This window comes from Gardnerella sp. c11Ua_71 (genome assembly GCF_055818025.1).
Window position 1 is genome coordinate 1 of record NZ_JARFVR010000007.1, and the last position, 25,033, is coordinate 25,033.

Below are 25,033 nucleotides of genomic sequence, written 5' to 3' on the forward strand. Positions count from 1 at the left end.
TTTTTATTATTTAAGTTTAGGTTATCGTCGAACACGTTCATATTCTTGTAGTGCGATTGTACTTGATTTACGTCGTGTCGTTATACAAACGCACTACATGGAAGGTCCTCGTTCGCGCGGTCTAAGCGCGCTCACGTCTTCGCCGCCGTAGAAGCACACCGTGCTTCTACGCTAAGCGGCTCAGCGCTCCGAATTACCTTTTCGCGCTACGATTCTCAAGCGAAAAGGTAGGTCGTCGCGCATATAAATAACGTCATAACGAACATATATAGTCAAACATAGGTTCGGGGTGCGCATAAGCGCTGAGATTATACCCGTTGAACCTGATCTAGTTAGTACTAGCGAAGGGAAAATCATGACTACTGTGTCGTGTTCTAAAAATAATGAATTCTCAACTAATGCTCGTTGCAAGCAATTCGTTCAAGATGTACGTGAATGCATTGAAACTTTACGCGCAAAAAATCCGCTAACACATTGCGTAACGAATAATGTTGTTCAAGAAATAACAGCAAACGTTCTGCTGGCTGCTGGAGCATCGCCAGCAATGGTCGTAGATGCAGAAGAAGCTGAAGTATTTGCTCAAATCGCATCTGGTGTATTAGTAAACATTGGAACGTACAGGCCAGTAGACAAAGAATCTATGGATGCTGCGATTCGCGGAGCTGTAAAAGCACACACTCCATGGGTTCTTGACCCAGTTGCAGTTGGCGGTTTAGCTCCACGCACGCAATACGCGCGCGAAATTGTTAAAAGTCATCCTGCTGTAATTCGTGCCAACGCTTCCGAAATCTTAGGCTTAGCTGGAGAAGAAAGCGGCGGTAAAGGCGTAGACGCTGGAGATTCCGTTGATTCGGCAGTTGCAGCAGCTAAGAAGCTAGTTAAACGCTACGGCTCGGTAGTGGCTATTTCTGGCGAAAAAGACGCTATTTATGGGCACGGATGCTCGGCACGAGTTTCTGGCGGCCACGAAATAATGACGAAAGTAGTCGGCACGGGCTGCTCTCTTGGCGCGTTGGTGGCAGCATACGTTGGAGCAAATCGAAATCGACCTTTTGCAGCAACAGTTGCCGCGCACGTACACGCTGCTGCAGCAGGAACTTGGGCAGCGCAACGTTCAACATTGCCAGGGTCATTTAGAAAATTATGGATGGATGCGCTTATGGATTTGAGCGCAGACGAGATGCTGAAATTAGCGAATATTGAATTTGAACTCGATCCTGTTGATTGGTCTCTATACTTTATAACAGACCCAAAGATGAGTGATCGAGCAGAAGAAGATATTGTAGTTGATTGCGTTAAAGGCGGAGCAAGCGTAGTCCAATTGCGCGATAAGTACGCAAATAGCGAAACTTTTAACAATAAAGCTCAAAGCCTGCGAGACAAAATGCTTGCTAATGGTTGCGGAGACGTGCCGATTTTTGTTGACGATCGTATAGATTGCGCTAAAAACTTAGGGTTCAACTTGCATGTTGGGCAAACAGACACGCCTTATATTGAAGCGCGTAAGTCTATTCCTGCAGAGTGGATGGTTGGACTTTCTATAGAAAAGTTAGAACAGTTAGATTACGTTTATAACGAATGTGCTAAAGAAAATGTGGCATTACCAGATGTTATTGGAATAGGTCCGATTTGGCCTACTGCCACTAAGCCAGACGCTGCTCCTGCTTTAGGAGTTGAAGGAGTAGAAAAGATTGCTAAACGCGCTAAAGAACTCGGCATTAGCACTCTAGGAATCGGCGGAGTTAATGAAAATACCGTGTTTCCTATTAAAAGCACTTCAATAGATGGTTTATGCGTAGTATCTGCTCTAATGCTTGCGCAAAATCCTTGCGAAGAAGCACACAAATTACGCGATGCTATTACAAAGGAATAAAAATAATGAATAATCAATTTTCGCAAACTCAAGCACCTTTGCAATCAATTTCTAAATTATATGATTCAAGCCTAAGGCCATCTTCCTTGCCATCTTTAGAAGAGCCAATTATTCCGCGAGTGCTAAGCATTGCTGGAACTGATCCAACAGGCGGAGCTGGAATTCAAGCTGATCTAAAATCAATCACAGCATCTCATGGATTTGCAATGTGTGTAACAACTAATTTGGTTGCTCAAAACACTTGCGGTGTGCGCGAAGTTTACGCTCCTCCAACAGACTTTTTGCAAGCGCAACTAGAAGCAGTATTTGATGACGTAACTATTGATGCTGTAAAAATCGGCATGCTTGGAGACAAATCATATATTAGCCTAGTTCAAGATTGGCTTAAGAATCATCCTGTTCCTGTTGTTGTGTTAGACCCAGTAATGGTAGCAACTTCGGGAGATAGGTTGCTTGAAAAGTCTGCAGAAGATGCAATGCGTGAGTTTGCGCCTCTTGCAGATGTGATTACGCCAAACATACCTGAACTCGCAGTATTATGCGATAAACAGCCTGCATCTAATTTTGAAGAAGCTTATGCTCAAGCAAGCGAGTGGAGTGCAAAAAACAATACTATTGTTATTGTTAAAGGCGGCCACTTAACAAGCGAAGATGCTGGTAATACTGTTGTGTTCCCAGATGGCCACAGAGTGCACGTTCCTTGCCCTAGGGTTGATACAACAACAACGCATGGCACTGGCTGCTCGCTATCTTCCTCGCTTGCTACGCGCATAGGATTAGCGTTGCGAGAAGGCAAGAAGCTAAGCGATTACAGTACAGTAGCGGATGCTTTAGCATGGTCGTCAAGATGGCTTAACGAAGCTATTGCTTGCGGTAAAGATTTGCATGTTGGCAAAGGTCATGGGCCTGTGAACCATGCTGCTCGTAATTATCGTTTGGAATTAGATTCTTCGTCAACTCCTTGGGAGCATATGCAAACTAGTGGCTTAGACGGATTAACTGCGCAAAGCGTAGTCGTAAAAGCTCATAGCAAGGCTAGAAAGCCAAATGTGGAGCCTTGTGGCCCTTGGACTCAAGCTTTATGGGATGCTAGTGCAGATGTCGATAACAACATTATGAAAATGCCATTTATTAAGGCTTTAGGTAATGGAACGCTTGACTCCGACTTGTTTGCTTTCTACATAAGTCAAGATTCTGAATACTTGAAGCGTTACTCGCGCGCGCTAGCTGCTGTTGGAGCTAAAACGCCAGATAATGAAGCTAGAGTGCGTTGGGCTACGGGTGCAGCTATGTGCATAGAAGCGGAATCGCAGTTGCACAGAGATTGGCTTGGAAGCAGAAATATAAGCATTGATGCGTCTTGCTCGCCAGTAACGTTAGCTTACGTAAATCACTTACTTGCTTCTACAATGGCAGAAGATTACGTGATTGGAGCTGCATCCATATTGCCATGCTATTGGCTTTATGAAGAAGTGGGGCAAATTTTAGTCAAAAATAATACTCCTGAAAACCCATATCATGATTGGATTTCAATGTATTCTTCTAATGATTTTGAGTCAGGAGTAAGAATGGCAGTTAAATTTGTTGAGAGAGCTTTTGAAGAAGCTGGCCCACAGGCTCGAATTCTTGCTGCTCAAGCATATATGACTTCATGCATTTACGAGTATGAGTTCTTTAATCAAGCTCATAGAGCATTGAGGTAGATGGTTTGATAGCTTGATAGCGCTGATGCATTGACTTCGTCTTTATTAACAAAATCTAGAAGATTTGAAGATGAGTAAAAGCGTCAGCGCATTTTTATAATACGCATGTCTCTTATTTATTGTTGATTTTCTGAGCAGCGCAGATGCACAAGTGACTTGCTTAAGACCTTGCTTAAGACTTAAATCGTGAGTAGTAAAAGTTACCTAAATTCGCTAGTCAATTTTCCTATCTGCATATTTTCCCATTTTCATATCTCCCTATCTTCCTATCTTGCAAAACTCAAAGTACTTTGGAAAATATCAAATAGAATTGCATTCAATGACGGTTATGCATTTGCGATGATTTTGTATGCAATGCCTATTTACTGAATTGATAAATAGGCATATACTTATATGTGTGAAGCGAAAAGAGTTGGAGAAAAAACTCAATCAGCTTGCAAGAAGTACTAATAGACAAATAACTTGGTCTGAGGGCGGTAATCATAGCAAAGTTTGCATTGGCGAATTGGCTACTACTGTTCCGAGGCATAATGAAATAAATGAGCTTACTGCTAGAAGCATTATTAGATATTTTGAAAGGAACCTGCAGGCATGATAGGAGCAATGAGTGTTACTGAGCATGATAATGCAACAAATTGTTTGCAAAAGGTGACTGCTATAGCTCGCAGATGCGATGACTGGTGGGCTATAGAAGTGCCAGAAATACCAGGATTATTTACTCAAGTACGTAGGCTTGATAAGGTTGCAGCAATGGTAAAAGATGCTGCTGCAACTTTAAATGTTAAAGTCAATTGCGTGGAAGTAACTCCGAAACTTAGTGAGCAAGATGAGCTTATGCTTCAGCGCATGTTAGATGCAAAATCTGCAGCTATAAAAACTCAAGAAGAAGCGTCTATACTTATGCGTGAAACAGTTCGTATACTAAGGAATCAGGGATTGACGGTTCGTGATGTTGCAGAGCTTACGGGGGTTACTCCGCAGCGAATAAGCTCGCTTAAATCTTAGTGATTTAATGCAATGCGGTTGGGGCTATGCACAAGCAAGTTGCTCAGTAGTGTATAAACTCTATGCAAAACAAATCAATAGCGGATAAATAAGTAAAGGTCAAGTCGTAGGATGTGTGGCTACAACTTGACCTTTGAAAATTGCGATATGTTTTTAAGTTAAAATCGCAGTCTAATGCTTTTATTTATTCTTGGCAATTCCAAGAGCTTTTGAACTTTCATCCTTGTCAAGGCCTATAAATAAAAGCACGATTATGCCAATAATCAGCGGAACATAACCGTATCCAGATCCGTGGATTATGCCGAATATTTCCATAAGTCCATTTGCTATTACGGCTAGTGAAGATACTATAAAATATAGTTGAGCGCACCACGGTTTTTTAATGAGAAACATGGTTGCAAGACCAAATAATCCAGCGATAATTTGAGGCACTCCCCATAGATAATCATTACGCATTACAATCAGCGCAATTCCGCTAGCAAGAAATACACCATTGGCTATTGTCCAAAATACGGATGGAATTTGTGCTTTTGTATCTTCTAAATTACTCATATTCTTCTCCTTCTAATACAAGAAAATAATTGTGTATATCAAACCTTTACAACTTATAAATTAATGGCGTGCTAAAAGGTAAACAATATCTTGTCTAGGAAAACCTTTACAAATAATTACTATCTAAAACTGCTTAAGATTCATTAATCTTTTAAACTGAATCAGTAAGCCATACTATCTATACAGTTATGTTCATTTTTGAAAGGAATAACTGCATTACATTCCCAATACTTACCAAAGGCTCGAAAATAGAGTGAACCGCCTAAATGCTTTATGGTATCGCGATGAAGCAAAAGTCCTTTTTGAGATACTGAGCGAATTGCATCTTTACTTTTCCCGCCCAAAAATCGAACATTGAACTGTTTTATAACAATTTGTTTTTCGCGTATCGAAATTCTGATGTAATAAACTAAAGAAGCATATTTTCGCATGTTCAAATATAGTTCTTCGATTAATTCAATAACTTCACAGATGATTTCATTGCTAATGTCTTCAGGAATATCGTTACTAGATATGTTGCATATTGATCTTCCTTTTAATCCACAAGATGTATTGATTGAGTCGTTCATTTGTAGTGTATCTTCAATGTGCTGAATGAACTCGCTTCGAGCATCTTGCTTAGCAGTATTTCCACGTAGAATGTCGATAATATTATGTCCTTCTTCAAAAGCCTGATCTGCCAAATCATTTATTGCCTCAATAGCACTTCGCTGTTTTTTAGAAATAGACTTGTCAAGTAATGCTATTTTACTTTGTAGTGCAATATCTGCAATCTTATTAGTTAATCTATCGTGCATTCGCACAGCCAGATGAAGATTATTAATTGTTTGCTTATCTTTTTCATAAAGAACCATTTTTTGGTGAGAAATGCGCAAAATAATACCAGTGCAAACGCAAAATATATTTATTAAAAGGTAAGCAATAAGATACTTGAAAGACAAAGTTGATAGGTATCGGTATGCAACGTAGTGTAATGCATCTATTACTAAGAATAAAGGTAGTGTAAATTGAATCGGATATAAATACGAAATAAAAACAAATGATATGATGAGCCCGAAAGTTACTGGTGGAAGATTCAGACTAGGAATAACAAGAATGCTGAGATGTACAAAAATATAGCACATGCTCATAAAATGCGGGAGCAAGCAAAGAAACAGATTTATAGCAGCAAGAATCATGTAAACTATGACAAGTTGTATTGTGCTATTGTCGCTATTTGAGTAAATATATGCATCCATTGCGCTCGACAAACATCCCAATAGTAAAAATGTTTTATTGTCAATAAGCTTTTCTCGTAAACGACGCATTAAGAAAATAATCATTGTGTATCATTTCCTAAATATTCATCATGCAGCCATGTAGTAATAAGTTGTGAACGATTTGTCACATTCAATTTTTTGAACACGCGACGAAGGATAGTTTCCACAGTACAAGTTTCAACAAATAAACGTTTGGCGATTTGCGCATTAGTCATGCCTTTACTGCACAACTTTATAATTTCAGTCTCATGATTCGTTAAAGCAAGGCGTCCATTTTTTGGCTTATTTTGCAAACGCTGAAATGCTGTCGTCGTGTCGTCAAAATGAAGATCTCCTATTATTTGTGGCTTGAACGTGCCATTGGCAATACTGCTAAGCATGGCGCAAATAGTTTCTGGGTGGTTCTTTCCAACAATGCCTTGCGCGCCTGCTGTTGATGCTTTTAAAGCATAATCGTTTATAGGGAATGAAGTTATAGCAATTATTATTGGGAGTGAGTATCTTCTTCGCAATTCGTATAATATTTTAATTCCCGAAACCCCAGACATATACATGTCAATTAGCAGCACGTCTGGGCATTGATTTTGACAAAATTGAATTGCTTGATCGGCGTACGCGGATAACCAGCAAATACTGCAGGACGGAACAACCTGTTCAATATATGTTTTTAGGCCGTGTAGACAAAAACAATCATCATCAACAATGCCAACAGTAATATGCTTTGCTATCATATTGCTCCTTCAGAAAAGCATTATTTAAGTAATAATAGTACTTGAATTTGTATGATGAATATCTTGTCTAGGAAAACCTTTACAAAGGTAATCTTATAAAGGTAGGCACTGAGAGCTTACGTGGGTTACTCCGCAGCGAATAAGTTCGCTTAAAGTTTAGTGATTCAATCACAATGTGGTTGTGGCTATAAGCAAATAAATTGTTCAGTAACATATAAACTCTATGCAAAACAAATCATTCTCTGGTATTATGCAAGCTCCAAAAATCATAAATAAAATCATCATTTAGTGTGATGCAAACTCTTTACGGAGATTATAGGCTATTAAGCAAAAGCTTAAATCCTCAATAAAGTGACAATCATAAAAGCATTAATTGTAGCATTATCAAGCACTTTATTTATTTTGGATCAGTTTGAGAGGCTTGTTTCGACGCATACTATGTGTCTACGAGTTTGGCGAGTAAGGAGATTTGTGTTATGAGTAAGTTTGCGAAAGTACTCTTGCTTGCTGCTATGCCAGTGTGTTTGCTTACTGCATGCTCTGGTAGAGCAGTTGATAATAGTCAGCAGCAGGCACAACACGATTCAGTTCCACTTGTTTCAGTCAAAAAACAGCCTTTAACACAAGTTGTGTCGGGTAAAGCAACAATAGAACAATCATCTACCTTTGTTATCACTGCTGTAAGTAGAGGGAATTTTTCTCCATCGGTAAAAGCAGGAAGTGCTGTAAAAGCTGGAAGTGTTCTAGGCTACAATGCTGGTAACAAAATTATTGCTCCCGTAGACGCTAAAGTTGTGTCAGTAGCTGAATCATCTGCGGACGTGCCTAAATCTTTCCCACTATTCACTCTTAAATATGAAGGTTTTTCAATAAGCCTTAACGCAAAAGCTTTACTTCGTTCTGCGGATATTGCAGATGTTAAAGGTCGCTTCCAAGTTGAAGATGGTGTTGGGCCAACCAATTGTTTGCAAATAGTACAAAGCGGTGGAACTTCTACAGATGTTGCAGCCTCGGGTAGTAGCAAGAATGAGAATGCTGATTCAACTCAAACAGATGAGTCGAGTGCGCAAAGTGCACCTAGCGTATCGTCAAAAGTTTTAACGTGTTTAATAGATAAAAGCACAGAAGTAGAATCAGGTCAAAATGCGACGCTTGTTTTTAATGGCAAGCATAAACAATCAGTTCTAACACTGCCCGTTAGCGCGGTTGCTGGAAGAGTCCAAAAAGGATTAGTCTCATACAAAAAAGGCGATAATTGGGAGCGTAAAGAAGTTGGTCTTGGAATCAGTGACGGCGCTAATATTGAAATTACGTCTGGTTTGCATGAGGGTGATGTCGTAGCAGGTGTTTCTCCTAATCTCATTCCAGGAGTGCAATGATTATGGAGAACAATACTGTTCCGCTGGTTGAACTACAAGACGTGTCAGCGCGTGTAAAACTAGGCAATGGCGAATGGCTTACCACTGTCAACTCTGCTTCTATGTTACTTAATCAAGGTGAAACATACGCGGTAGTTGGCAGGTCTGGCTCCGGCAAAACAAGTCTTATTTCTATTATTGGATTTTTGAATAAAAATTTTACTGGAAAATACTATTATTTTGGCAAATCAATCCAAAAGTGTAGTGATGCTACAGTATCGCATATGCGCGCTCGAAATATTGGTTTTGTTTTTCAAAACTATTCGCTTATTAAGCATTTAAGCATTAGAGAAAATGTTGAGTTGCCGCTTTTATACGCAGGACTACAACAAAGCAAGCAGAAAAGAAGAAAAACTATAGAAGAAGCATTATGTGATGTTGGATTGCAAGATAAACTAAACGAATACCCTGGAAGGCTATCAGGCGGTGAACAGCAGAGAGTCGCGATAGCGCGTGCTCTCGTCACTAATCCCGAATTACTTATTTGCGATGAGCCAACTGGTGCGCTCGATAGTAGTACGGGAGAAAAAGTGCTTCAAGTGTTGCATGATCGTGTTCAAGAATCTGGAACAACATTACTATTAGTCACTCATGATATGAAAGTGGCTCGTTCTTGCTCTCACATTTTTACTATGGAAGGCGGTGTTCTTTATGATCATGCTGCTTAAAGATTTGCGCCTGTCTCCTATGAGATCCTTCCTCACAGGTTTTTCAATGTTTATCGGCATCATTGCCGTTATTGCGTCAGTGCTTATCGGCACGGTTGGTAAGGACTATCTTATTGCAACTAACGAACAGCTAAACGGTCGTAGACCAACATACGAGATTACTTTTTCAGCACAAAATTTTGACGAATATTCAGTATTTAACAAATTCTTAAATCGCATTGAATCCGCAAACCGTAACGCTAACGTTATGCTACAAACAAACACTGGACTACTGTTTAGCGCTTCTATGCCAGCCTCGAAGAGTGTAAAAATAAGCAAAGAATATAAGACTGGCAATCTTCAATATGCTGACGCTGTTTACACTACGGCAGGATACAACAAAGTTTATAACTTACCTATTGTAAGTGGAAGATGGTTTAGTAATAGCGATAAAAGCAACGCATTAGAAATGGTAGTAAACCAATCTGCTAGCAAAAGATACAAGATTGGTGAAGTAGCATTTATTACTTCTCGCAAAACAACACAAATGAGTCCTATAAGGATTGTTGGAGTTGTGAACGATGGCGTAGACTCAGCAAAAGTATACGTGAATATTCTAGGATTATTACGTTATGCTCCAACTCTTTGGGAATATTCTGGAAAAGAAGCTCAAGGCTCAATCTACTGGTTGAATAAAGAAAATCGTTCTCAAAAATCAATTAAATCTTATGTTTCAGATGCTCTTTACGACTGTTGTGGTGGACAAGTAAACGAAATTAGAAGACATGATAATAGTGATGATTACGAGAATGTTATAACAGTATTGCAATTAAGTTTTGCTATCGTAGCAGCATTATTGCTTTTTGTTTCCGCGCTAGGTTTAATCAATATTGGTTTAGCATCGTTGGAGCAGCGCACACATGAACTGCTTATACGCAGAGCCTTGGGTGCTACTAGATGGTCTATTGCTTCACTCGTGTTAGGAAGTGCGATTATTTTAGCGCTGATAGTTTCGATTGCTGCTGTCGCTGTTTCTTTTGGACTTGTGTCTATAGCATCAAGTTTTTGGGATGCAGCAAGCCCAGTTAGTCCGCCAGTTTACCCATATGAAGCCGCTATTGGAGCTGTTATTGCGGCTTTTATTACAGCGCTTGCTGGAAGTGTGGTGCCGGCAATAAAAGCATCACGTTTACAACCAGCATTAGCATTGCGTTAATTTTCAAAAAATAAGAAAGAAGGAATAATGAATAATCATACTATTGGTAAAGCAACTCTTATTGTTGGTGTGCTTAGTGCGCTTCTTATGTTTAATGCGTGTGGAGGAATAGGCAACAATAATGCGAGTGGTATGGGTGGCGCGCGCTCGCAAAATAGTTCGCCGAGAGAGATTGTTGATTTTGCTCATATAGAGAAGGAATATCAGGAATCTGTGGCAAAGCTTAGTTGGCCTGAAAAATATAAAGCTCCTGCAAACTTGGTTGGAGAAGAAAAAGACGCTCAGTTCCAGAGTGGATATGGTGATACGCAAGCATCTAATTATTATCAGTGTGCTTGGGAACGGCAATGGTTAGACACGTATGCTAGTGATGAACAAGCGGCAAGTAAAGCTTTGCATGAGCTTGAAAAAGTGCCTAGCATGCCGTTTATGGGTCCAGATCGTTGTGATGATGCAACGCGAAACTTTTTCAAAGAGCACATGCGTAAAGCAAAACTAGGAGATCCGTCAGGATTCCAACAGGATGTGCAAACTAATTGTCCTGTGATGTAATTGCATTTGTATAGCTTTATTGTGCTTACGCGCTAAATAGCTTGTTATATGCTTCTTTTTACCCATGTTGATGGTGTCCAATAATCTTTGGTAAGCATTGATGGGTATGTTTGTTTACGAGCTTGAATAATCCATAAGGCTATACCTGTTGAAACAAGTATTACGCCAGCTGCAATCATTATGAATAATGATGAATTTAGATTTCCCCATGCTAGTACGCTTGCATACCCTACGATAATGCCGCATTGCTCCATAATAGAAGTAAAAGTAGTAGTCGCGCCGAGAATGTGTGTCGGTATGCCATCGAGAAGAGCTGTTTGCCCATAGACAATAGTTGCGTCAAAAATAATACCTGCAATGAAAGCAGAGCAAAGAAAAAGAGCAATCCAATTATTAAGTGCGAAAATAAGTAAAGGAATAGAAAGGAATCCAGGTAATAAAATAGAGTATAAAATCTCATAATACAGCACAATATATTTGCATAATAGCGAACCTACAATCATGCCAATGTTAAATATGCTGACTATTGATCCCCACGTGGATGCCGAATGAAAAAGCGTGAGACAATGGTGTGCTCCCATTAGTCTGAATGCAGCAAGCCATGAGCCTGATTGTAATGCTGATACTACTCCTAAGACTATTAACCATGGTGTAGATTTCATATAGTGTAAAGAAGCTGCAAAACCAGCAGTTTTATTGCTTCCTGTCTTCGTATTGTTTGAGCTATTTTGTGCTTGCTGGTTTAGATTAACTAACAGTAGAGGTAGCGCCGCTAGTATCATCACAACAGCAATGCTCGTAAAGAAAATGAGTGGATTGCATATATCAACAAATATGCCAGTAATCGCAGGTGCAGCAAGCCTGCTGAGATTAATCCACATACGCATGCTTGCTAAAAATTTGGTTTTTTCGCCAGTTGGCGCGCTATATGCCATTAATACTTTTTGATTAGGCGAAGAAAATGCAGTAAAGAATCCGAATATTATGCCGAGTAGTGTAACCGTAATAGCAATAAGATTATGCTGTGCTACTAAAGCGAAACCGTATCCAGTACACAACAAGGCAAAACAGACCGTTAGCGCTATAAACAATCTAGTTGGTGGATATTTATCTGCGATAATGCCGCCAAGCGGTGCTGCTATGCAGGTCATAAGTGCTACGGACACTGCGTTAAGCGCTGCGTGAGATAAGTCGACATGTATTAAAAGATATAGGCTTACGCCAAATCTACAGCTTGTTATAAGAAAAGCATTAAGCGATAAAACGGCAATAATAAGAGTTGTGCGAATCCGTGCCGCAGCGTTCATTTCCTTCTCTTTTTTCTTTCTTTCATGTTATGAATGTCTTTCATATTCTGAATGATATATGCCTCTTGATATACACCTTTTTCTGGACTGTGAGTGAAATGAGTGTTTTATTGCAGTGTTTTACTCTTAACTACTCTTAACTGTGCTGAGCCCTACTCTCGTATGGCTTTGTTGGGTTTTCTTTGTGTTTATTGTGGTGTTTTACTCCGAAATGCTCCGAAATGTATTTACTTTTGCGCTTTGTTGTTTGTGTCGTGATTCGAATTGCTGCAGTTTGCAAACAAGATATATAACTACTGGCGATAGTAGGAGAGGAAGCTGGAGAGTTTGCTTATTGCGTCGCGAAGCGTTTGCAAGCGCGACAAGTAGATAACGTGTAATTATTTTAAGGGATTGACGTTTGTTTAACAATGTAGTAAATTGATTTACAAGAGTTTAGCATTGCAGTTCAAAGGAGACTGAAATGGAAAGAATACCTAAAGGTAAAAAGTTCCAATTTAAGGCATTGCTTGATGACAAACAGTGGGTATCTAAAGATAATGTCTTCGGAGTTGGAGGGGAGGAGGTAGAAACAAGCGTGCATTTTTGATTTGGTGTCTGTGTGAACATGACATGTAGATTTATATGAGCCAGTGTTTGCGGCAATTAAAAAACTGTTTGCTTGTTATGTAGTCATACAACAAAGAATAAAAAAATTACTAGTTTGTTTTCTGATGCTTTAGAGAATAGTTCGTCACCCATTTTCTAAATGCAAAATGAGTGCAAGTTAACATATGCAGATAAAAAGAAGGTTACAATGAAGAAACTTACAAAAATATGTGCATTAATCGGTGCTGCTGCAATGATTATTAGCGCAGGTGCGTGTGGTAGTGCAAAATCATCCGACGCTAATGGCTCAACACAGCTTACCATTTGGCATTATTGGGATGGCGCTAATGCCGATACCTTTGATGCAATGGTGAAGGATTTTAATGCTTCGCATAAAAATATTAAGATTAAGACTGCGAGCGTCCCGAACTCTGATTTTATGACGAAGCTTCGTGCATCGGCTTCGTCGAAGAGCTTGCCAGATATTTCTATAAGTGATTTGGTATGGGTGCCACAGATTGCAAAAATGGGCAATTTGACTGATCTTTCTAAGGTTATCAGCTCGAAAACGCTCGATGATGTGACTCCTGCATTGATTGACTATGGTCATATTGACGGCAAACAAGTTTCTGTGCCAGTTACTGCCAATAATCTTGCGTACATGTACAACAAGGACGTTTATAAAGAAGCTGGGTTAGATCCTAACAAACCACCACAAACATGGGATGAGTTGAAGAAAGTTGCAAAGACGATCAAGGAAAAGACGGGCAAGCCAGGGTATGATTTGCTTACTCAAGCAGGAGATAACGGAGAAGGTTTAACTTGGAACTTCCAGGTCAACTTGTGGCAAGCTGGCGGCGAATTCTTGACGAAGGATAATTCTAAGGCTGCATTCAATACGCCAGAAGGCAAGAAGGCTATGAACTTCTGGATGGATCTCATCAAGAGTGGCGTGAGCCCATATGCTAAGTGGGGCGAATTTGAAAAGGGCAAGGGTGGTTCTGCTCAGGAAGGTAGCTGGATGGTTGGCATCTGGGCGCCAGATCCACCATTTGATTTCGGTGTAGCGAAAGCTCCTCATCCAAAGGATGGCAAGGAAGCGACTAATCTCGGTGGTGAACAAGCAATCGTCTTCCATAATTCTGACGCTCGTGCCAAGGCTGCTGGCGAATTCTTGAACTGGTTCTTGCAGCCAGAACAGGTGATCAAGTGGTCGCAAAAGACTGGCATGCTTCCTGTAACGAAGAGTGTTGCAAAGTCTGATAAGTATTTGGATTGGGTTAAGAAGGAACAGCCTCGTTTAATTCCGTTTGTGGAACAAATGGAGATTGCTCATACACGTCCAAATACGCCATTGTATCCAAAGATTTCCTTTGAATTTGCAAAGGCTGTGGAGAAGGCTTTCGCTGGAGAGCAGAGTGTTGACGAAGCGCTTGCGAATGCTGAAAAGGCAGTTAACGACGTGATTGCCAAAGGCTGATTGCATAAATACTGTGCCGATAGCTGGGTCAAAGGAAATGAAGTTGACTCAGCTATCGGGGTTCTTTGCATCAAGGAGTATGTAATGAAAAAACGTCATTTTCTCAAGTCTGCGCACAGGCACTACCAGAAAGATCAAGTAATATGTGCTGCGGTATTCTTGTTGCCAGCAGTGCTTATTATTGGTGGTTTCGTGCTGTACCCTGTGTTGTCTGCTGTATATATTTCACTAACATCGTGGGATGGATTCTCTCCAGAAAAGAAATTTATTGGCTTGGGAAACTATGTTCGTCTTTTCCAAGATCCTGAGTTTTTCAATAGCTTAATGGTAACGGTTATTTATGCTGCTGGTGTATGTGTATTAAGTGTGCTGACTGGATTGTTGCTCGCGCTTTTGCTTGATGCGCCTATACGAGGTAGGAGTATTTATCGTAGTATTTACTTCCTTCCAGTGGTTACATCTTCTGTGGCTGCAGCCATTGTGTGGAAATATATGCTCGATCCTTCTGGATTCGTGAACAGTGTGTTGATGAAATTCAATATACACGGACCAGATTGGTTGCAAAATCGCTGGCTTGCGCTTATTGCATTAATTCTTTTGACCGTGTGGAAAAATATTGGTTTTAACGCTATTTTGTATTTAACTGCGTTACAAGCATTGCCAAAAAGCGTGTATGAAGCGGCTGCATTAGATGGAGCTACTGGGTGGCAAAAATTATGGAAGATTACTTTCCCATTGCTATCTCCAATGACGTTTTTTGTAGTAGTTCAGGCATTAGTAACGAGCTTCCAATCCTTCGACCTTGCATACATGCTCACGGGTGGCGGTCCTCGCGGAGGCACGGAAGTGCTTGGCATGATGATGTATCGTGATGCGTTCAAGCTTGGTGATTTTGGCTATGGAACAGCAATAGCGTTTATTACACTTGCGCTAGTGCTAGGCGTGACGATGGTTCAATGGAAAGTTTCTGGAGCACAAGGAGAAGAATAATGAAATCATCATTATGGTCGCGTTTGGCGCGTCATGCGATTCTGATTTTAGGTTCAGCAACAGTAATCATTCCATTTTTGTGGATGTTCACTACTTCTTTGCAAATGCGTGCTGAAACATACACGAATACTTCAATTTTTCCTACATCATGGCATTGGGAAAACTATATTCATGCGTGGCAAGCGGCGCCGTTTGCGCAATATTATTGGAATACGCTATTGATGACGGTAGGAATTGTTGTAGGACATTTAATATTTGATGCCTTTGCCGCCTACGCTTTTGCGCGATTAGAATTTCCTTTGAAGAAAACAATATTCATTCTGCTGCTTTCTGCATTGATGATTCCTAATTTTGTGATTGTTATTCCGTCTTATGAGATAGTCGCTAATTTGGGATGGGTCGATACGCTGTATGCTTTGATTGTTCCTAGACTTGCAGATGTGTTTGGCATTATTTTACTTCGCCAATATTTTGCAACAATTCCTCGAGAGCTTGATGAGGCAGCGCGCATTGACGGTTGTGGCAGGTTTGGAATATTCTTCAAAGTAATCGTTCCATTGTCGTCCCCAGCGTTTGCGACGCTTGGTATTTTTAGTTTTCTCTTTGCGTGGAATGATTTTCTTTGGCCGTTATTGGTTACGAATACGGATGAAACTCGTACAATTCAGATTGGTTTAGCATCCTTCGTAGGGCGTTACGGAACCTCTTGGAATTATTTGATGGCAGGAACTTTGACTGCAACAATACCAAGTATTATTGTGTTCCTTTTCTTCCAACGTGCGCTTGTTAGAGGAATTGCCAATACTGGTATGAAAGATTAGAAATTGTAGAAAAATTAAGGATGGGGTTTATTATGTCTATACCACAGTGGTTGCCTGATGCAAGATTTTATCAGATTTTTCCTGATCGTTTCTATCGTTGTGAAGGCTACGGTAAGCTAACTGAAGGTCATGTGCCGCTTGATCCATGGGATGCTGAGCCTACGCGTGAGAATTTCTTAGGTGGTAATATTGCTGGAATTACAGAAAAACTTGATTATATTCATGATTTAGGTTGCAATGCTCTCTATTTGAATCCAATTTTTTCTGCTGCAACAAATCATCGTTATGATGCAAACGATTATTTTAAAATCGATCCACTTTTAGGAACTCTTGAAGATTTCCATACATTAGTAGATGAAGCGCATAAGCGGAATATACGTATAGTACTAGATGCAGTTTTAAATCATTGTGGTAAAACTCATTGGATGTTTCAAGATGTTGTTAAAAATGAAGAGAATTCAGAATATGTGAATTATTTTTCAGTGAAAAACTTTCCAGTTAAGTCATTGCCTGTGCCTAATTATAAAACCTGTTCTGGTTGTGAATATCTACCGAAGTGGAATGTGTTTAATCCAAAGGTGCGTGAGCATCATTTTAATGTTGCGAGATATTGGATTGATCAAGGTATCGATGGTTATCGTCTTGATGTTCCATATTTTATTTATCCAGAATTTTGGCAGGATTTTAGGCAAGTTGTTAAAGCAAAAAATTCAGAATTATGTTTGATAGCTGAAGAATGGAGAGACCCTGCTCAATGGCTGCAAGGAGACACTACTGATAGCACAATGAATTATACTCTGCGTGATTTAGTTTTAGGTTTTACTGCAACGAAGCGATTCAATGCATACGATTTTGTTAACGGTATTAACCGTTTGCAGGAGCGTATACCGTATGGATATCACCATGGGATGATGAATTTGTTGGGTAGTCACGATACTGAGCGTGTTTTAACTGCGCATCAAAATAATACTGAGGATTGCATAACTGCGTACTATTGCATGTTTGCCTGCGAAGGTGCTCCAATGATTTATTATGGTGATGAGCTTGGTATGGTTGGCGATAATGATCCAGGGTGTCGTTCTGGTATGCAGTGGGATAGTCTTGATACAAATGCTGAAATATTCCGTACAATTGTTCAATTAAATGCATTGCGGCGTGATCATATTGCGTTGCGAAGAGGCACGCAAAGTTGTTACGCTGTTGACGGAGATACTGTCATTATTTCGCGAGAGCATAAGGAAGAATCTCTTTTGATGATTATTTCACGTAATAATTTGGTAGAATATAATTCATCGAAGCTACCTCAACAATTGCAAAATCATAATTGGCGAATTATAAATGGTGTAACTGTTGGAAATAGTTGGCGCCCCAATAGAGATAATTCTATGATCGTATTGCAAGCTCAACAGTAAAAATAATGTAGAAGTAAGAAGTGTGAGACATGGGAAAGAAAATTACAATGCAGGATATTGCTGATGCAGCGCGTGTCTCTAAATCTGCTGTCTCCTTTGCGTATAATACTCCTGATCGCTTATCATCAGAAACTGTAGAACACATATTTTCAGTTGCAAAGGAACTAGGATATGTGCGTAATCCTGTTGCTTATATGCTGCGAACTCAAAAGACAAATAGTTTGGGATTGTTACTACCACAGCAATTAGGGCGAGTGCTAGAAAATCCATACTATTCGGAATTTATTCAGGGTATTGGGCAAATCTGTGAGCGAGAGGGATTGACGCTTCTTTTAGTGCCTCCACTTCGTAATTCTATGTTAAAAGCAATTCCTTATGCTGCAGTTGACGGTTTTATAGTAACTGGTTTAGAAGAAGATCGTGGTGAAGTTGAAGCTCTTATGCAGCAAGGAAAGCCATTTGTGATTGTTGACAGTGAAGTACATAGCCAGGCTCCGAGTATCAATATTGATGAGACGCGCGCTATGAAGGAATTAACTGAGCATCTTATTTCATTGGGTCATCGCAATTTTGTGGTGATTTCTCCAGAATCAGGCAATGATGATGGGTATCTTTCTTGGCATGGAACAATTCGTCGCCGTATTGATGGTGTGGTTTCTGCTTTAGAAGAGAATGGAATAGCTCCACTGGTCGATAAGAAAAATGTTATTGAAGTGCCATGTACTCGTACTGGAGGAGAAGAAGCTTTTGCACAAATAAAACAAAATAATTCTGTATTACCAACTGCATTCATCTGTTTTAGTGATGTTATTGCGTTTGGAGTAATGGACGCTGCTAGACAGTCTGGTTTACAAATCCCACGTGATATTTCTGTTACAGGCTTTGATGATCTAGCTGAGTCTGCATGTAGTAATCCACCGTTGACAACAGTTAAACAGCCTGTTACAACTAAAGGACGTTTAGCTGCTGAATATATAGTAGAGACTTTGAATGCTGGGTATGAACGAGCATCATCCCGTCACGTATGCCTACCTATTACTGTGCTGCTGCGTGAGTCAATTGGTCCAGCAGCATCTATACGAGAATAGTCTGCGTAGTAAATACTTTGATTCCTTCCTCCTATGAAAAATATAGTGCCACGTTAAGTTTTTTTAGCGTGGCACTATATGCATAATTTCTTGAATAGGGTCAGAATTAATCGTAATTTTTTGTTTATGCAAAAATTATGATTTCTACTGGCGATAGTAGGAGAGGAAGCTGGAGAGTTTGCTCATTGCGTCGCGAAGCGTTTGCAAGCGCGGCAAGTAGACTACGCGGAAGTAGCCTGGAGTCTGCCAATTAAAGCCTTTGCCGTGCACAATCAGCAACTTCTGGTCGCGCAGCAAATCAAGCGCAAACTGTTCGTCGTCGTGAATGTTGTAGCGAGCAGGATCGAGTTTTACAAACATGTAGAAAGCAGCATCTGGTCGCTCGACGCTTACGCCATCCATCTCCTGAAGTGCGTTATAGCAGTACTCTCGCTGCTCATACACGCGTCCGCCCGGCTCCAAATACTTCTCAACGCTTTGGTATCCGCCTAAAGCAGTCTGAATAATAGATTGCGCAGGAACATTCGAGCACAAGCGCATATTAGACAGCATGTTAAGCCCCATAATGTAGTCGCGAGCCTTGGATTTATCTCCCGAAAGACTCATCCAACCAATACGGAAGCCAGCAATCATATGCGACTTAGAAAGTCCGCTAAAAGTTACGCAGAACACGTCTGGAGCAAGAGAAGCAATCGAAACATGCTTCTTGTCGTCCATAACAAGACGGTCGTAAATCTCGTCCGCAAAAATAATCAGATTAAACTCGCGCGCAATCTTAACAATCTCTTCCAAAACTTCGCGACTATACAGCACGCCCGTAGGATTATTCGGGTTAATAATCACGATTGCTTTAGTGCGAGGCGTGATTTTAGAGCGAATGTCGGCAATATCTGGGTACCAATGCGACTTTTCGTCACACATGTAGTGCACAGGAGTGCCGCCAGCCAAGCTTGCGCACGCAGTCCACAGCGGATAGTCTGGGCTTGGTATAAGAATCTCGTCGCCGCAATCAAGCAGTGCTTGCATAGAAAGGTTAATCAGCTCGGAAACGCCGTTTCCAGTGTAAATATCTTCCATTTGCACGCCTGGAATGCCCTTAAGCTGATCGTATTGCATAATCGCTTTGCGCGCAGAGAAAAGTCCACGACTATCCGAGTAGCCTTCGCAATCAATAAGCTGCTGCTGCATGTCGTAAATCACTTCGTCTGGAGCGCGGAATCCAAAAGGCGCAGGATTCCCAATGTTTAGCTTTAAAATATGCGTTCCGTTTGCTTCCATGCGGTTTGCTTCTTCTACAACTGGGCCTCGAACGTCGTAAAGCACGTGCTCAAGTTTGGTGGATTTGTTGAAAGATCTATGTTTGAGCGTTTTGGAAAGCTCTTCCTCTGTAAGATGTGGCTGATTTAATTGTGATTCTTCTACAGACTGGCAGTTTTGCGCGGTTTTTGCGCAAGAATGCCCACCTTTGATTCCGTAGTCGCTAATTTCAAGAATTTGTGCAAGCATATCTCGCACGTCTTTGCGTGGCTCAGTTTTACCGCTTAAATATTGACTTAGTTGACTTTTGCCAAGCTTATGACCATCTTTTGCTGCAAGCGCGATTACATCAATCTGCTTATATCCTTTGATTTTCATGGCCTTTTTAAGGTCGTTTGCAAAATTCTGTGCCATAATCCGTCTTTCTTATAGAAGCTTATAAAATCAGCATTCTTAAATTGAACAAACTTACAACAAAGTTCAAAATAGAAGCTATAAATTGAACTTTGAGGCGATTAAAAGACAATTTTACGCATAAAAAAGCATTTTGCAAGCCTAGAATTGAATTTATTTTGAATTTTGACAGAACCGTGCGAACAATTATGAACTTTTTGAATCTATGTTGAACTTTTGAATAAATAGACAATTTTTTAGATTTATTTTAGATTACTTTGAATTACTCAAATTGTTTTACCATTTTCTTATATTTCGCGCGGTTGCCATGTTTCGATAAGCTGGAAAAATATGGCAAATAAGCAAGGGGAGTTATAGCAGTATGCCAATTTTTGAGCTAATTCTGTACATAATGGCAGTTGTGGTTCTGTCATCATTCTTGGAGCGTTTTATACCAAGAGTTTCAGTGCCACTTGTGCAGATAGCTATGGGCATTATTGCTGCAGAATTGCCATTTTTTCCAAACGCATCTTTAGATCCAAACATGTTTATGGTCGTTATAGTTGCGCCACTTATATACTTTGAGTCTAGAGAAATCAATAAGCTAGCTCTGCTGTCTTCCTTCAAATATTCAGCCACGCTAGCTATTGGATTAGTTTTAGCCACAATGATTGTTGTTGGCATTCTATTGCCTGCAATATGGCCGTTTGTGCCAATTACGGCAGCTCTTGTGTTGGGTGCTGCATTAGGTCCAACGGATGCCGTGGCAGTAAGCGCTTTAAGTCACGAAGTGTCGCTTACGCGCAAACAATTTAGCGTTCTTCAAGGCGAATCATTATTTAATGACGCATCTGGAATAGTAGGATTCCAATTTGCAGTGTTGGTAGCATCCTCAGGCGTTTTCGACATTGTTCCAGCATTAAGCAGTTTTACAACAAAATTCTTTGGTGGAATAGCAGTAGGCGCGTTAGTAGGTTTTGCTGCAAACTGGCTTTTTGAAAAAATCAGGTCACTAGGTTGGGAAACTACGAAAACTAGAATATTAATGGAATTATTCCTACCATTTTTGTTATACATGGGTGCAGAAAGCCTTGAAACTTCGGGAATGCTTGCGCTAGTTACTGCAGGATTGCTTACAAAATTCGATCGTTCTGGAGTAGGTCCTAATGTTTCGCGAACAAATATAGTGGCAAACAGTGTTTGGAGCGTTCTATCTTTTGGGCTTAATGGTGCTGTTTTTGTGCTTTTGGGAATCGCGCTTCCAAAAGTAGTAAGTTCAAGTTGGAATGATCGTGGAATTAACAATCTTATTCTAGTGGCGATTATTTGCGTAACTTTAGTTGCCATTATAGGCGTTCGATTCTTGTGGATGGTTATTATGATTCGCCTTGCAAGTCGATCTAAAGCAAATAGGCGAGATGTAGATTGGCTAAAATCGTCCGTAATAATGACATTAGGTGGAGCAAAAGGAACTTTAACATTAGCGCTGATGTTTACGCTTCCAATTAGCTTCTCGCTTAGAAATGAATTGATTTTTATTGCTGGAGTGGTGATAGTAGTAACGCTTTTGCTAGCTAACTTTATTCTTCCCCTAATATCTCCTAAAGATAACAATCATGAGCTAGAAGCAGTTACGCCAATAATCATAGAAGTTTTGCGGAGAACCGTTGAAGAGCTTACGCTTAACGTTACGCAGGACAATCTTAAAAGTGATGATTATGAAACTCGAGGTGCCGTTTTATCTGTGATTGATTCCTACACGGAACGAATCAATAGGCTAAAACAAAATGTAAATAAGAGTGATTCAAAAGACTACTTGTTATTACGTGTAGATGCTCTAAATTGGGAAAAGGACTATATAAAACAAAGGCTTAAAGAACTTAAACAAGATAGTATAAATAAATCTCATAATTTAGAGACAGAAGCATGCGAGAGGCTTTTGGATCAGATAATGAATTCCTTAAGACATATTCACACAGGGGAACAATCACAATCTATAATGTGGTATTTGCGTGGACGATTTAGGGCTGCTCAGCGAAGAGTAGTAACAGTTGTAAGACGAACAAGTAATATGATTCGCCGAACGACTCCGCTTCTTAGAGAAGACATGATTTTTGTGCGCGTTCGGCAGATTCATATTGACGTTATACATAGCGTTGTTAAACGCTTGTATCAGGAAATGCATAAGGAAACATATAATACGGAGCATTGTTCAACGCTTTTGCGTGAATATAGGGCTAATGAGGCGCTTCTTAGATCTAGGCCAAATGTTGCTATGAGCGTAAAAATGATTGAGAGAATTGATGATGTTAAGCGTGAAAGCTATGCGATTGAGCTTAGGATTATTCATGAGATGTATGAGGCGGGTTACATTACGCGTGCACAAGAGCGGCAGTTGCGAAACAACGTTTATGTTATGAATGTTGATGCTAATGCAGATGTGTAAGTTTTGTGTTAAATGCAGCTTTGTATTGCGTTTGTATTAACTTTGCGGCGTGCTGTGTCGTTCGCGCGGTCTAAGCGCGCGAACGACTTCGCCGCGCAGAAGCAGTGCTTCTGCTTTGAGCGGCTCAGCGAATCGAGGTGTATCGTTCGCGCGTTACAGCGCGCTCACGTCTTCGCTTGCGTTGAAAGCACACTGTGCTTTCAACCTTAAGCAAGCTCAGCGCTCCGAATTGCCTTTTCGCGCTACGCTTTAAGCGAAAAGGCAGGTCGTCGCGCCCGCGCATTATGCAGCTCGAAATCGTCGATTCGCACGCGGTCTAAGCGCGCGCTATTCCTCGCGGCTATTAGTAGCCGCTCGGCTGATTTGGCACATAAAGTTGCGAATCAACGCAGTTTGTTGCGGTGATACTATGGGTTACATGTATTTCTTTACTCCGCGCAGATGTGAATCTACCCAAAAAATAATGTATGCCAATAAAGGGCAGGCTCTTATGGCAGCGGATAAAAGCCTTAGAGAGCGCGGAGCAAGATTATGGGTTTATAAATGCGATTATTGCGGAAGTTGGCATTTAACGCATTCAAATCCTGCAATTCGTAAGTATTGCGATATGCGCTCGCGATTTGAAACAACCAAACCTAAGTCTAGAAAACGCGGATATAAGCCGCGTCTTCGTTAAATAATTAATGCTAAATAATTAACACTAAAAATCAGCAAATCAATAAATCAATACTTAAAAGTAAATCCTTGCGCATTAAGCTGCGATTCGCAACTATGGTTTTTGGCGCCAGAATCTACAGCAAGCTTTGCGATTTGTGCGCTGAACGCGTCTACTGGTTTGCTAGCATTTCGCAAATCGTAGTATTTATGCACTCTTTCATCGAATTCTGCAAGTTTTTCAAGCAAAACATCATCGCTGCTAGGGTATTCATTTTCAAAGAATTGCATGCTCGAGTCCATGCGCGGCTTTAGCTCTGGGCTTTGGTCTGGCTCGCCAATCGCAAGCCCAAGTACTGGATACGTGTATTTTGGCAACTTCAAAAGTTCAATTAAATCGGGAATGTTGTTCAAAATTGAACCAAGGATTACGCATCCGAGCCCAAGTGATTCTGCAGCTGTTTCCATAGCATGCAGTGCAAGAATTGCATCGTTCTGCGACTGTGAGAACCTGTATCCTGTTTTAAGCGTAAAATCGTTTCCGTCTGCATCAATGCCATTTTTGCGCGCTATAGCAGCATTTCTGTGCTGATCAATAATAAAAACATACAAAAGTGGCGCTGTGGCTATATAAGTTTGATTTCCAAGCTCGGAAAGCTTTTGTTTAAGATTTTTGCTAGTGATTTTAATTGCGGACCAGTCGTTTAAAAACTGACTACAAGCTGCGCGCTGCGCTGCTGCTTCCAACGTTTTTACAATATTTTCGCTAATCGGCTCGTTTTTAAAAGCGCGTATAGATCTGCGATTTAGAAGTGTCTGAATTGTTTTATTTTCTTCAATCTGTTTATTGTTGTTTTGATCGTTATTTTGTTGCAACTCTGTCATTTTATTTCCTTAAAATTATGCTATTGAAAAATATTTATGCTATTTAGACTACTTAAAATACTTGTTTTTCTTGTTATTTTCTGCGACTTTGCCTTTTCTTAATTGCAGATAGTACCGCGCGATTTGTGTATCTACCTGCAACTGTTGTTAATATTGCGCTAAAAATCGCAAGCCCGAGGTTCATGAGCAAAGAATCTTCTTGTTTATTGTCTTTACTGATTTTTTTATAGTCTTCCCTATTTACGTCTTTATTTTTGCTACTTTTATTTTTTCTGTATTTCTCAAATTGTTTATTTTGCGCGATTTTGTGCATTTTATTGTTTTTTACGTAATGCTTCCATACGATTTCTGCGACTTTACCTACGACCATTGTAACAATTGCAGGAATTGCAGATTTTGCAATCATATCTAACAAAGTGTCAGGATTTTTAAGTCTTTTTTGTCTTAATGCAATAGCTTTATCGTTAACCTTGTTTAAACGCTTAATTGTAAGATTTGAAGCGCTGCGGGTTGCGCTGCGAGACGCATTATGAGTCGCACAATAATCTGCATGTGCGTTGGAAGATTCGGTATAAAATTGACCAGAAAAGTCTTGTCGTGAATTGTGCTGCGAATCATTCCGTGAATCATATCGTGAATCATTTTGGGTTAACGTCATATTTTTATGTTAATGGTAGCGAAATACCAATTAGTAATTGACATGTAAAAGTGTTATAAAAGTGTTATAAAAGCGAGCGAATATGGCAGTGGAGCCAG

General features: G+C 40.2%; 22 protein-coding genes and 1 riboswitch. Of the genes, 15 read left to right on the forward strand and 7 right to left on the reverse strand.

Annotated features, from left to right (window positions below; genetic code table 11):
* Window positions 1–275: 275 nt before the first annotated feature.
* Window positions 276–368: riboswitch (TPP riboswitch) on the forward strand.
* From thiM to P0106_RS06360, 3 genes are all read left to right on the forward strand, one after another.
* Window positions 356–1,873 carry a hydroxyethylthiazole kinase gene (gene thiM / locus P0106_RS06350; protein ID WP_473730577.1) on the forward strand — a complete coding sequence of 506 codons (1,518 nt, stop codon included), beginning with the start codon at window positions 356–358 and terminating at the stop codon, window positions 1,871–1,873. Its footprint overlaps the riboswitch before it by 13 nt.
* A 5-nt stretch (window positions 1,874–1,878) precedes the next feature.
* Entirely contained in the window at window positions 1,879–3,576 is a 1,698-nt protein-coding gene (locus P0106_RS06355) for a bifunctional hydroxymethylpyrimidine kinase/phosphomethylpyrimidine kinase (RefSeq protein WP_473730578.1), read from the forward strand.
* A gap of 591 nt (window positions 3,577–4,167) precedes the next feature.
* Window positions 4,168–4,581 carry a transcriptional regulator gene (locus P0106_RS06360; protein WP_004113737.1) on the forward strand — a complete coding sequence of 138 codons (414 nt, stop codon included), beginning with the start codon at window positions 4,168–4,170 and terminating at the stop codon, window positions 4,579–4,581.
* Window positions 4,582–4,761: 180 nt separating this feature from the next.
* On the opposite strand, the gene P0106_RS06365 is transcribed toward P0106_RS06360, so the two are convergent.
* The 3 genes from P0106_RS06365 to P0106_RS06375 form a co-directional block, all read right to left on the reverse strand.
* The gene (locus P0106_RS06365; RefSeq protein WP_004112863.1) at window positions 4,762–5,133 is read right to left on the reverse strand and encodes a hypothetical protein; all 372 of its coding nucleotides are present in this window, start codon (window positions 5,131–5,133) and stop codon (window positions 4,762–4,764) included.
* A 161-nt stretch (window positions 5,134–5,294) separates the two neighbouring features.
* Complete coding sequence (locus P0106_RS06370) at window positions 5,295–6,455, reverse strand: hypothetical protein (protein ID WP_004113739.1); 1,161 nt, start codon at window positions 6,453–6,455, stop codon at window positions 5,295–5,297.
* Window positions 6,452–7,123, reverse strand: coding sequence for a response regulator transcription factor (locus P0106_RS06375; RefSeq protein ID WP_004113741.1), 672 nt, complete (start codon window positions 7,121–7,123; stop codon window positions 6,452–6,454). The genes P0106_RS06370 and P0106_RS06375 overlap by 4 nt, the downstream gene beginning before the upstream one ends.
* Window positions 7,124–7,599: 476 nt before the next feature.
* On the opposite strand from P0106_RS06375, the gene P0106_RS06380 reads away from it, so the two are divergent.
* From P0106_RS06380 to P0106_RS06395, 4 genes are read left to right on the forward strand one after another with little or no spacing between them, the layout of a single operon-like run.
* Entirely contained in the window at window positions 7,600–8,502 is a 903-nt protein-coding gene (locus P0106_RS06380) for an efflux RND transporter periplasmic adaptor subunit (RefSeq protein ID WP_004118107.1), read from the forward strand.
* Window positions 8,499–9,209, forward strand: a complete 711-nt coding sequence (locus P0106_RS06385; protein ID WP_004113744.1) for an ABC transporter ATP-binding protein — start codon at window positions 8,499–8,501, stop codon at window positions 9,207–9,209. The genes P0106_RS06380 and P0106_RS06385 overlap by 4 nt, the downstream gene beginning before the upstream one ends.
* Window positions 9,193–10,404: an ABC transporter permease gene (locus P0106_RS06390; RefSeq protein WP_473730579.1), complete on the forward strand. Its 1,212-nt coding sequence runs from the start codon at window positions 9,193–9,195 to the stop codon at window positions 10,402–10,404. Before P0106_RS06385 ends, P0106_RS06390 begins: the two co-directional genes overlap by 17 nt.
* Before the next feature lie 27 nt (window positions 10,405–10,431).
* Window positions 10,432–10,956, forward strand: a complete 525-nt coding sequence (locus tag P0106_RS06395) for a hypothetical protein (protein ID WP_004113747.1) — start codon at window positions 10,432–10,434, stop codon at window positions 10,954–10,956.
* A gap of 44 nt (window positions 10,957–11,000) precedes the next feature.
* On the opposite strand, the gene P0106_RS06400 is transcribed toward P0106_RS06395, so the two are convergent.
* A complete protein-coding gene (locus tag P0106_RS06400; RefSeq protein ID WP_473730580.1) occupies window positions 11,001–12,263 on the reverse strand; it encodes an MFS transporter in 1,263 nt (420 codons plus the stop codon).
* Window positions 12,264–12,726: 463 nt separating this feature from the next.
* Between P0106_RS06400 and P0106_RS06405 the strand changes: the two genes are divergently transcribed.
* From P0106_RS06405 to P0106_RS06430, 6 genes are all read left to right on the forward strand, one after another.
* Complete coding sequence (locus tag P0106_RS06405) at window positions 12,727–12,852, forward strand: hypothetical protein (RefSeq protein ID WP_004112878.1); 126 nt, start codon at window positions 12,727–12,729, stop codon at window positions 12,850–12,852.
* A 207-nt stretch (window positions 12,853–13,059) separates the two neighbouring features.
* Complete coding sequence (locus P0106_RS06410; protein WP_004138403.1) at window positions 13,060–14,331, forward strand: ABC transporter substrate-binding protein; 1,272 nt, start codon at window positions 13,060–13,062, stop codon at window positions 14,329–14,331.
* An 84-nt stretch (window positions 14,332–14,415) separates the two neighbouring features.
* Window positions 14,416–15,321: a carbohydrate ABC transporter permease gene (locus tag P0106_RS06415; RefSeq protein WP_048730997.1), complete on the forward strand. Its 906-nt coding sequence runs from the start codon at window positions 14,416–14,418 to the stop codon at window positions 15,319–15,321.
* Window positions 15,321–16,142, forward strand: coding sequence for a carbohydrate ABC transporter permease (locus P0106_RS06420; RefSeq protein ID WP_004112888.1), 822 nt, complete (start codon window positions 15,321–15,323; stop codon window positions 16,140–16,142). The genes P0106_RS06415 and P0106_RS06420 overlap by 1 nt, the downstream gene beginning before the upstream one ends.
* Window positions 16,143–16,174: 32 nt before the next feature.
* Window positions 16,175–17,554, forward strand: coding sequence for a glycoside hydrolase family 13 protein (locus P0106_RS06425; protein WP_473730581.1), 1,380 nt, complete (start codon window positions 16,175–16,177; stop codon window positions 17,552–17,554).
* A 29-nt stretch (window positions 17,555–17,583) separates the two neighbouring features.
* Window positions 17,584–18,642 carry a LacI family DNA-binding transcriptional regulator gene (locus P0106_RS06430; RefSeq protein ID WP_101892011.1) on the forward strand — a complete coding sequence of 353 codons (1,059 nt, stop codon included), beginning with the start codon at window positions 17,584–17,586 and terminating at the stop codon, window positions 18,640–18,642.
* Window positions 18,643–18,786: 144 nt separating this feature from the next.
* On the opposite strand, the gene P0106_RS06435 is transcribed toward P0106_RS06430, so the two are convergent.
* Complete coding sequence (locus tag P0106_RS06435) at window positions 18,787–20,313, reverse strand: aminotransferase class I/II-fold pyridoxal phosphate-dependent enzyme (RefSeq protein ID WP_473730582.1); 1,527 nt, start codon at window positions 20,311–20,313, stop codon at window positions 18,787–18,789.
* Between the two features lie 361 nt (window positions 20,314–20,674).
* On the opposite strand from P0106_RS06435, the gene P0106_RS06440 reads away from it, so the two are divergent.
* Both P0106_RS06440 and P0106_RS06445 read left to right on the forward strand, forming a co-directional pair.
* Complete coding sequence (locus P0106_RS06440) at window positions 20,675–22,738, forward strand: cation:proton antiporter (protein WP_004112898.1); 2,064 nt, start codon at window positions 20,675–20,677, stop codon at window positions 22,736–22,738.
* A 409-nt stretch (window positions 22,739–23,147) separates the two neighbouring features.
* Window positions 23,148–23,414 carry a hypothetical protein gene (locus P0106_RS06445; protein ID WP_004138399.1) on the forward strand — a complete coding sequence of 89 codons (267 nt, stop codon included), beginning with the start codon at window positions 23,148–23,150 and terminating at the stop codon, window positions 23,412–23,414.
* Between the two features lie 47 nt (window positions 23,415–23,461).
* Here P0106_RS06445 and P0106_RS06450 read toward each other — a convergent pair whose 3' ends face one another.
* Window positions 23,462–24,277: a nitroreductase family protein gene (locus P0106_RS06450; protein WP_048730992.1), complete on the reverse strand. Its 816-nt coding sequence runs from the start codon at window positions 24,275–24,277 to the stop codon at window positions 23,462–23,464.
* A gap of 73 nt (window positions 24,278–24,350) precedes the next feature.
* The gene (locus P0106_RS06455) at window positions 24,351–24,935 is read right to left on the reverse strand and encodes a hypothetical protein (RefSeq protein WP_004112904.1); all 585 of its coding nucleotides are present in this window, start codon (window positions 24,933–24,935) and stop codon (window positions 24,351–24,353) included.
* Between the last annotated feature and the right edge of the window lie 98 nt (window positions 24,936–25,033).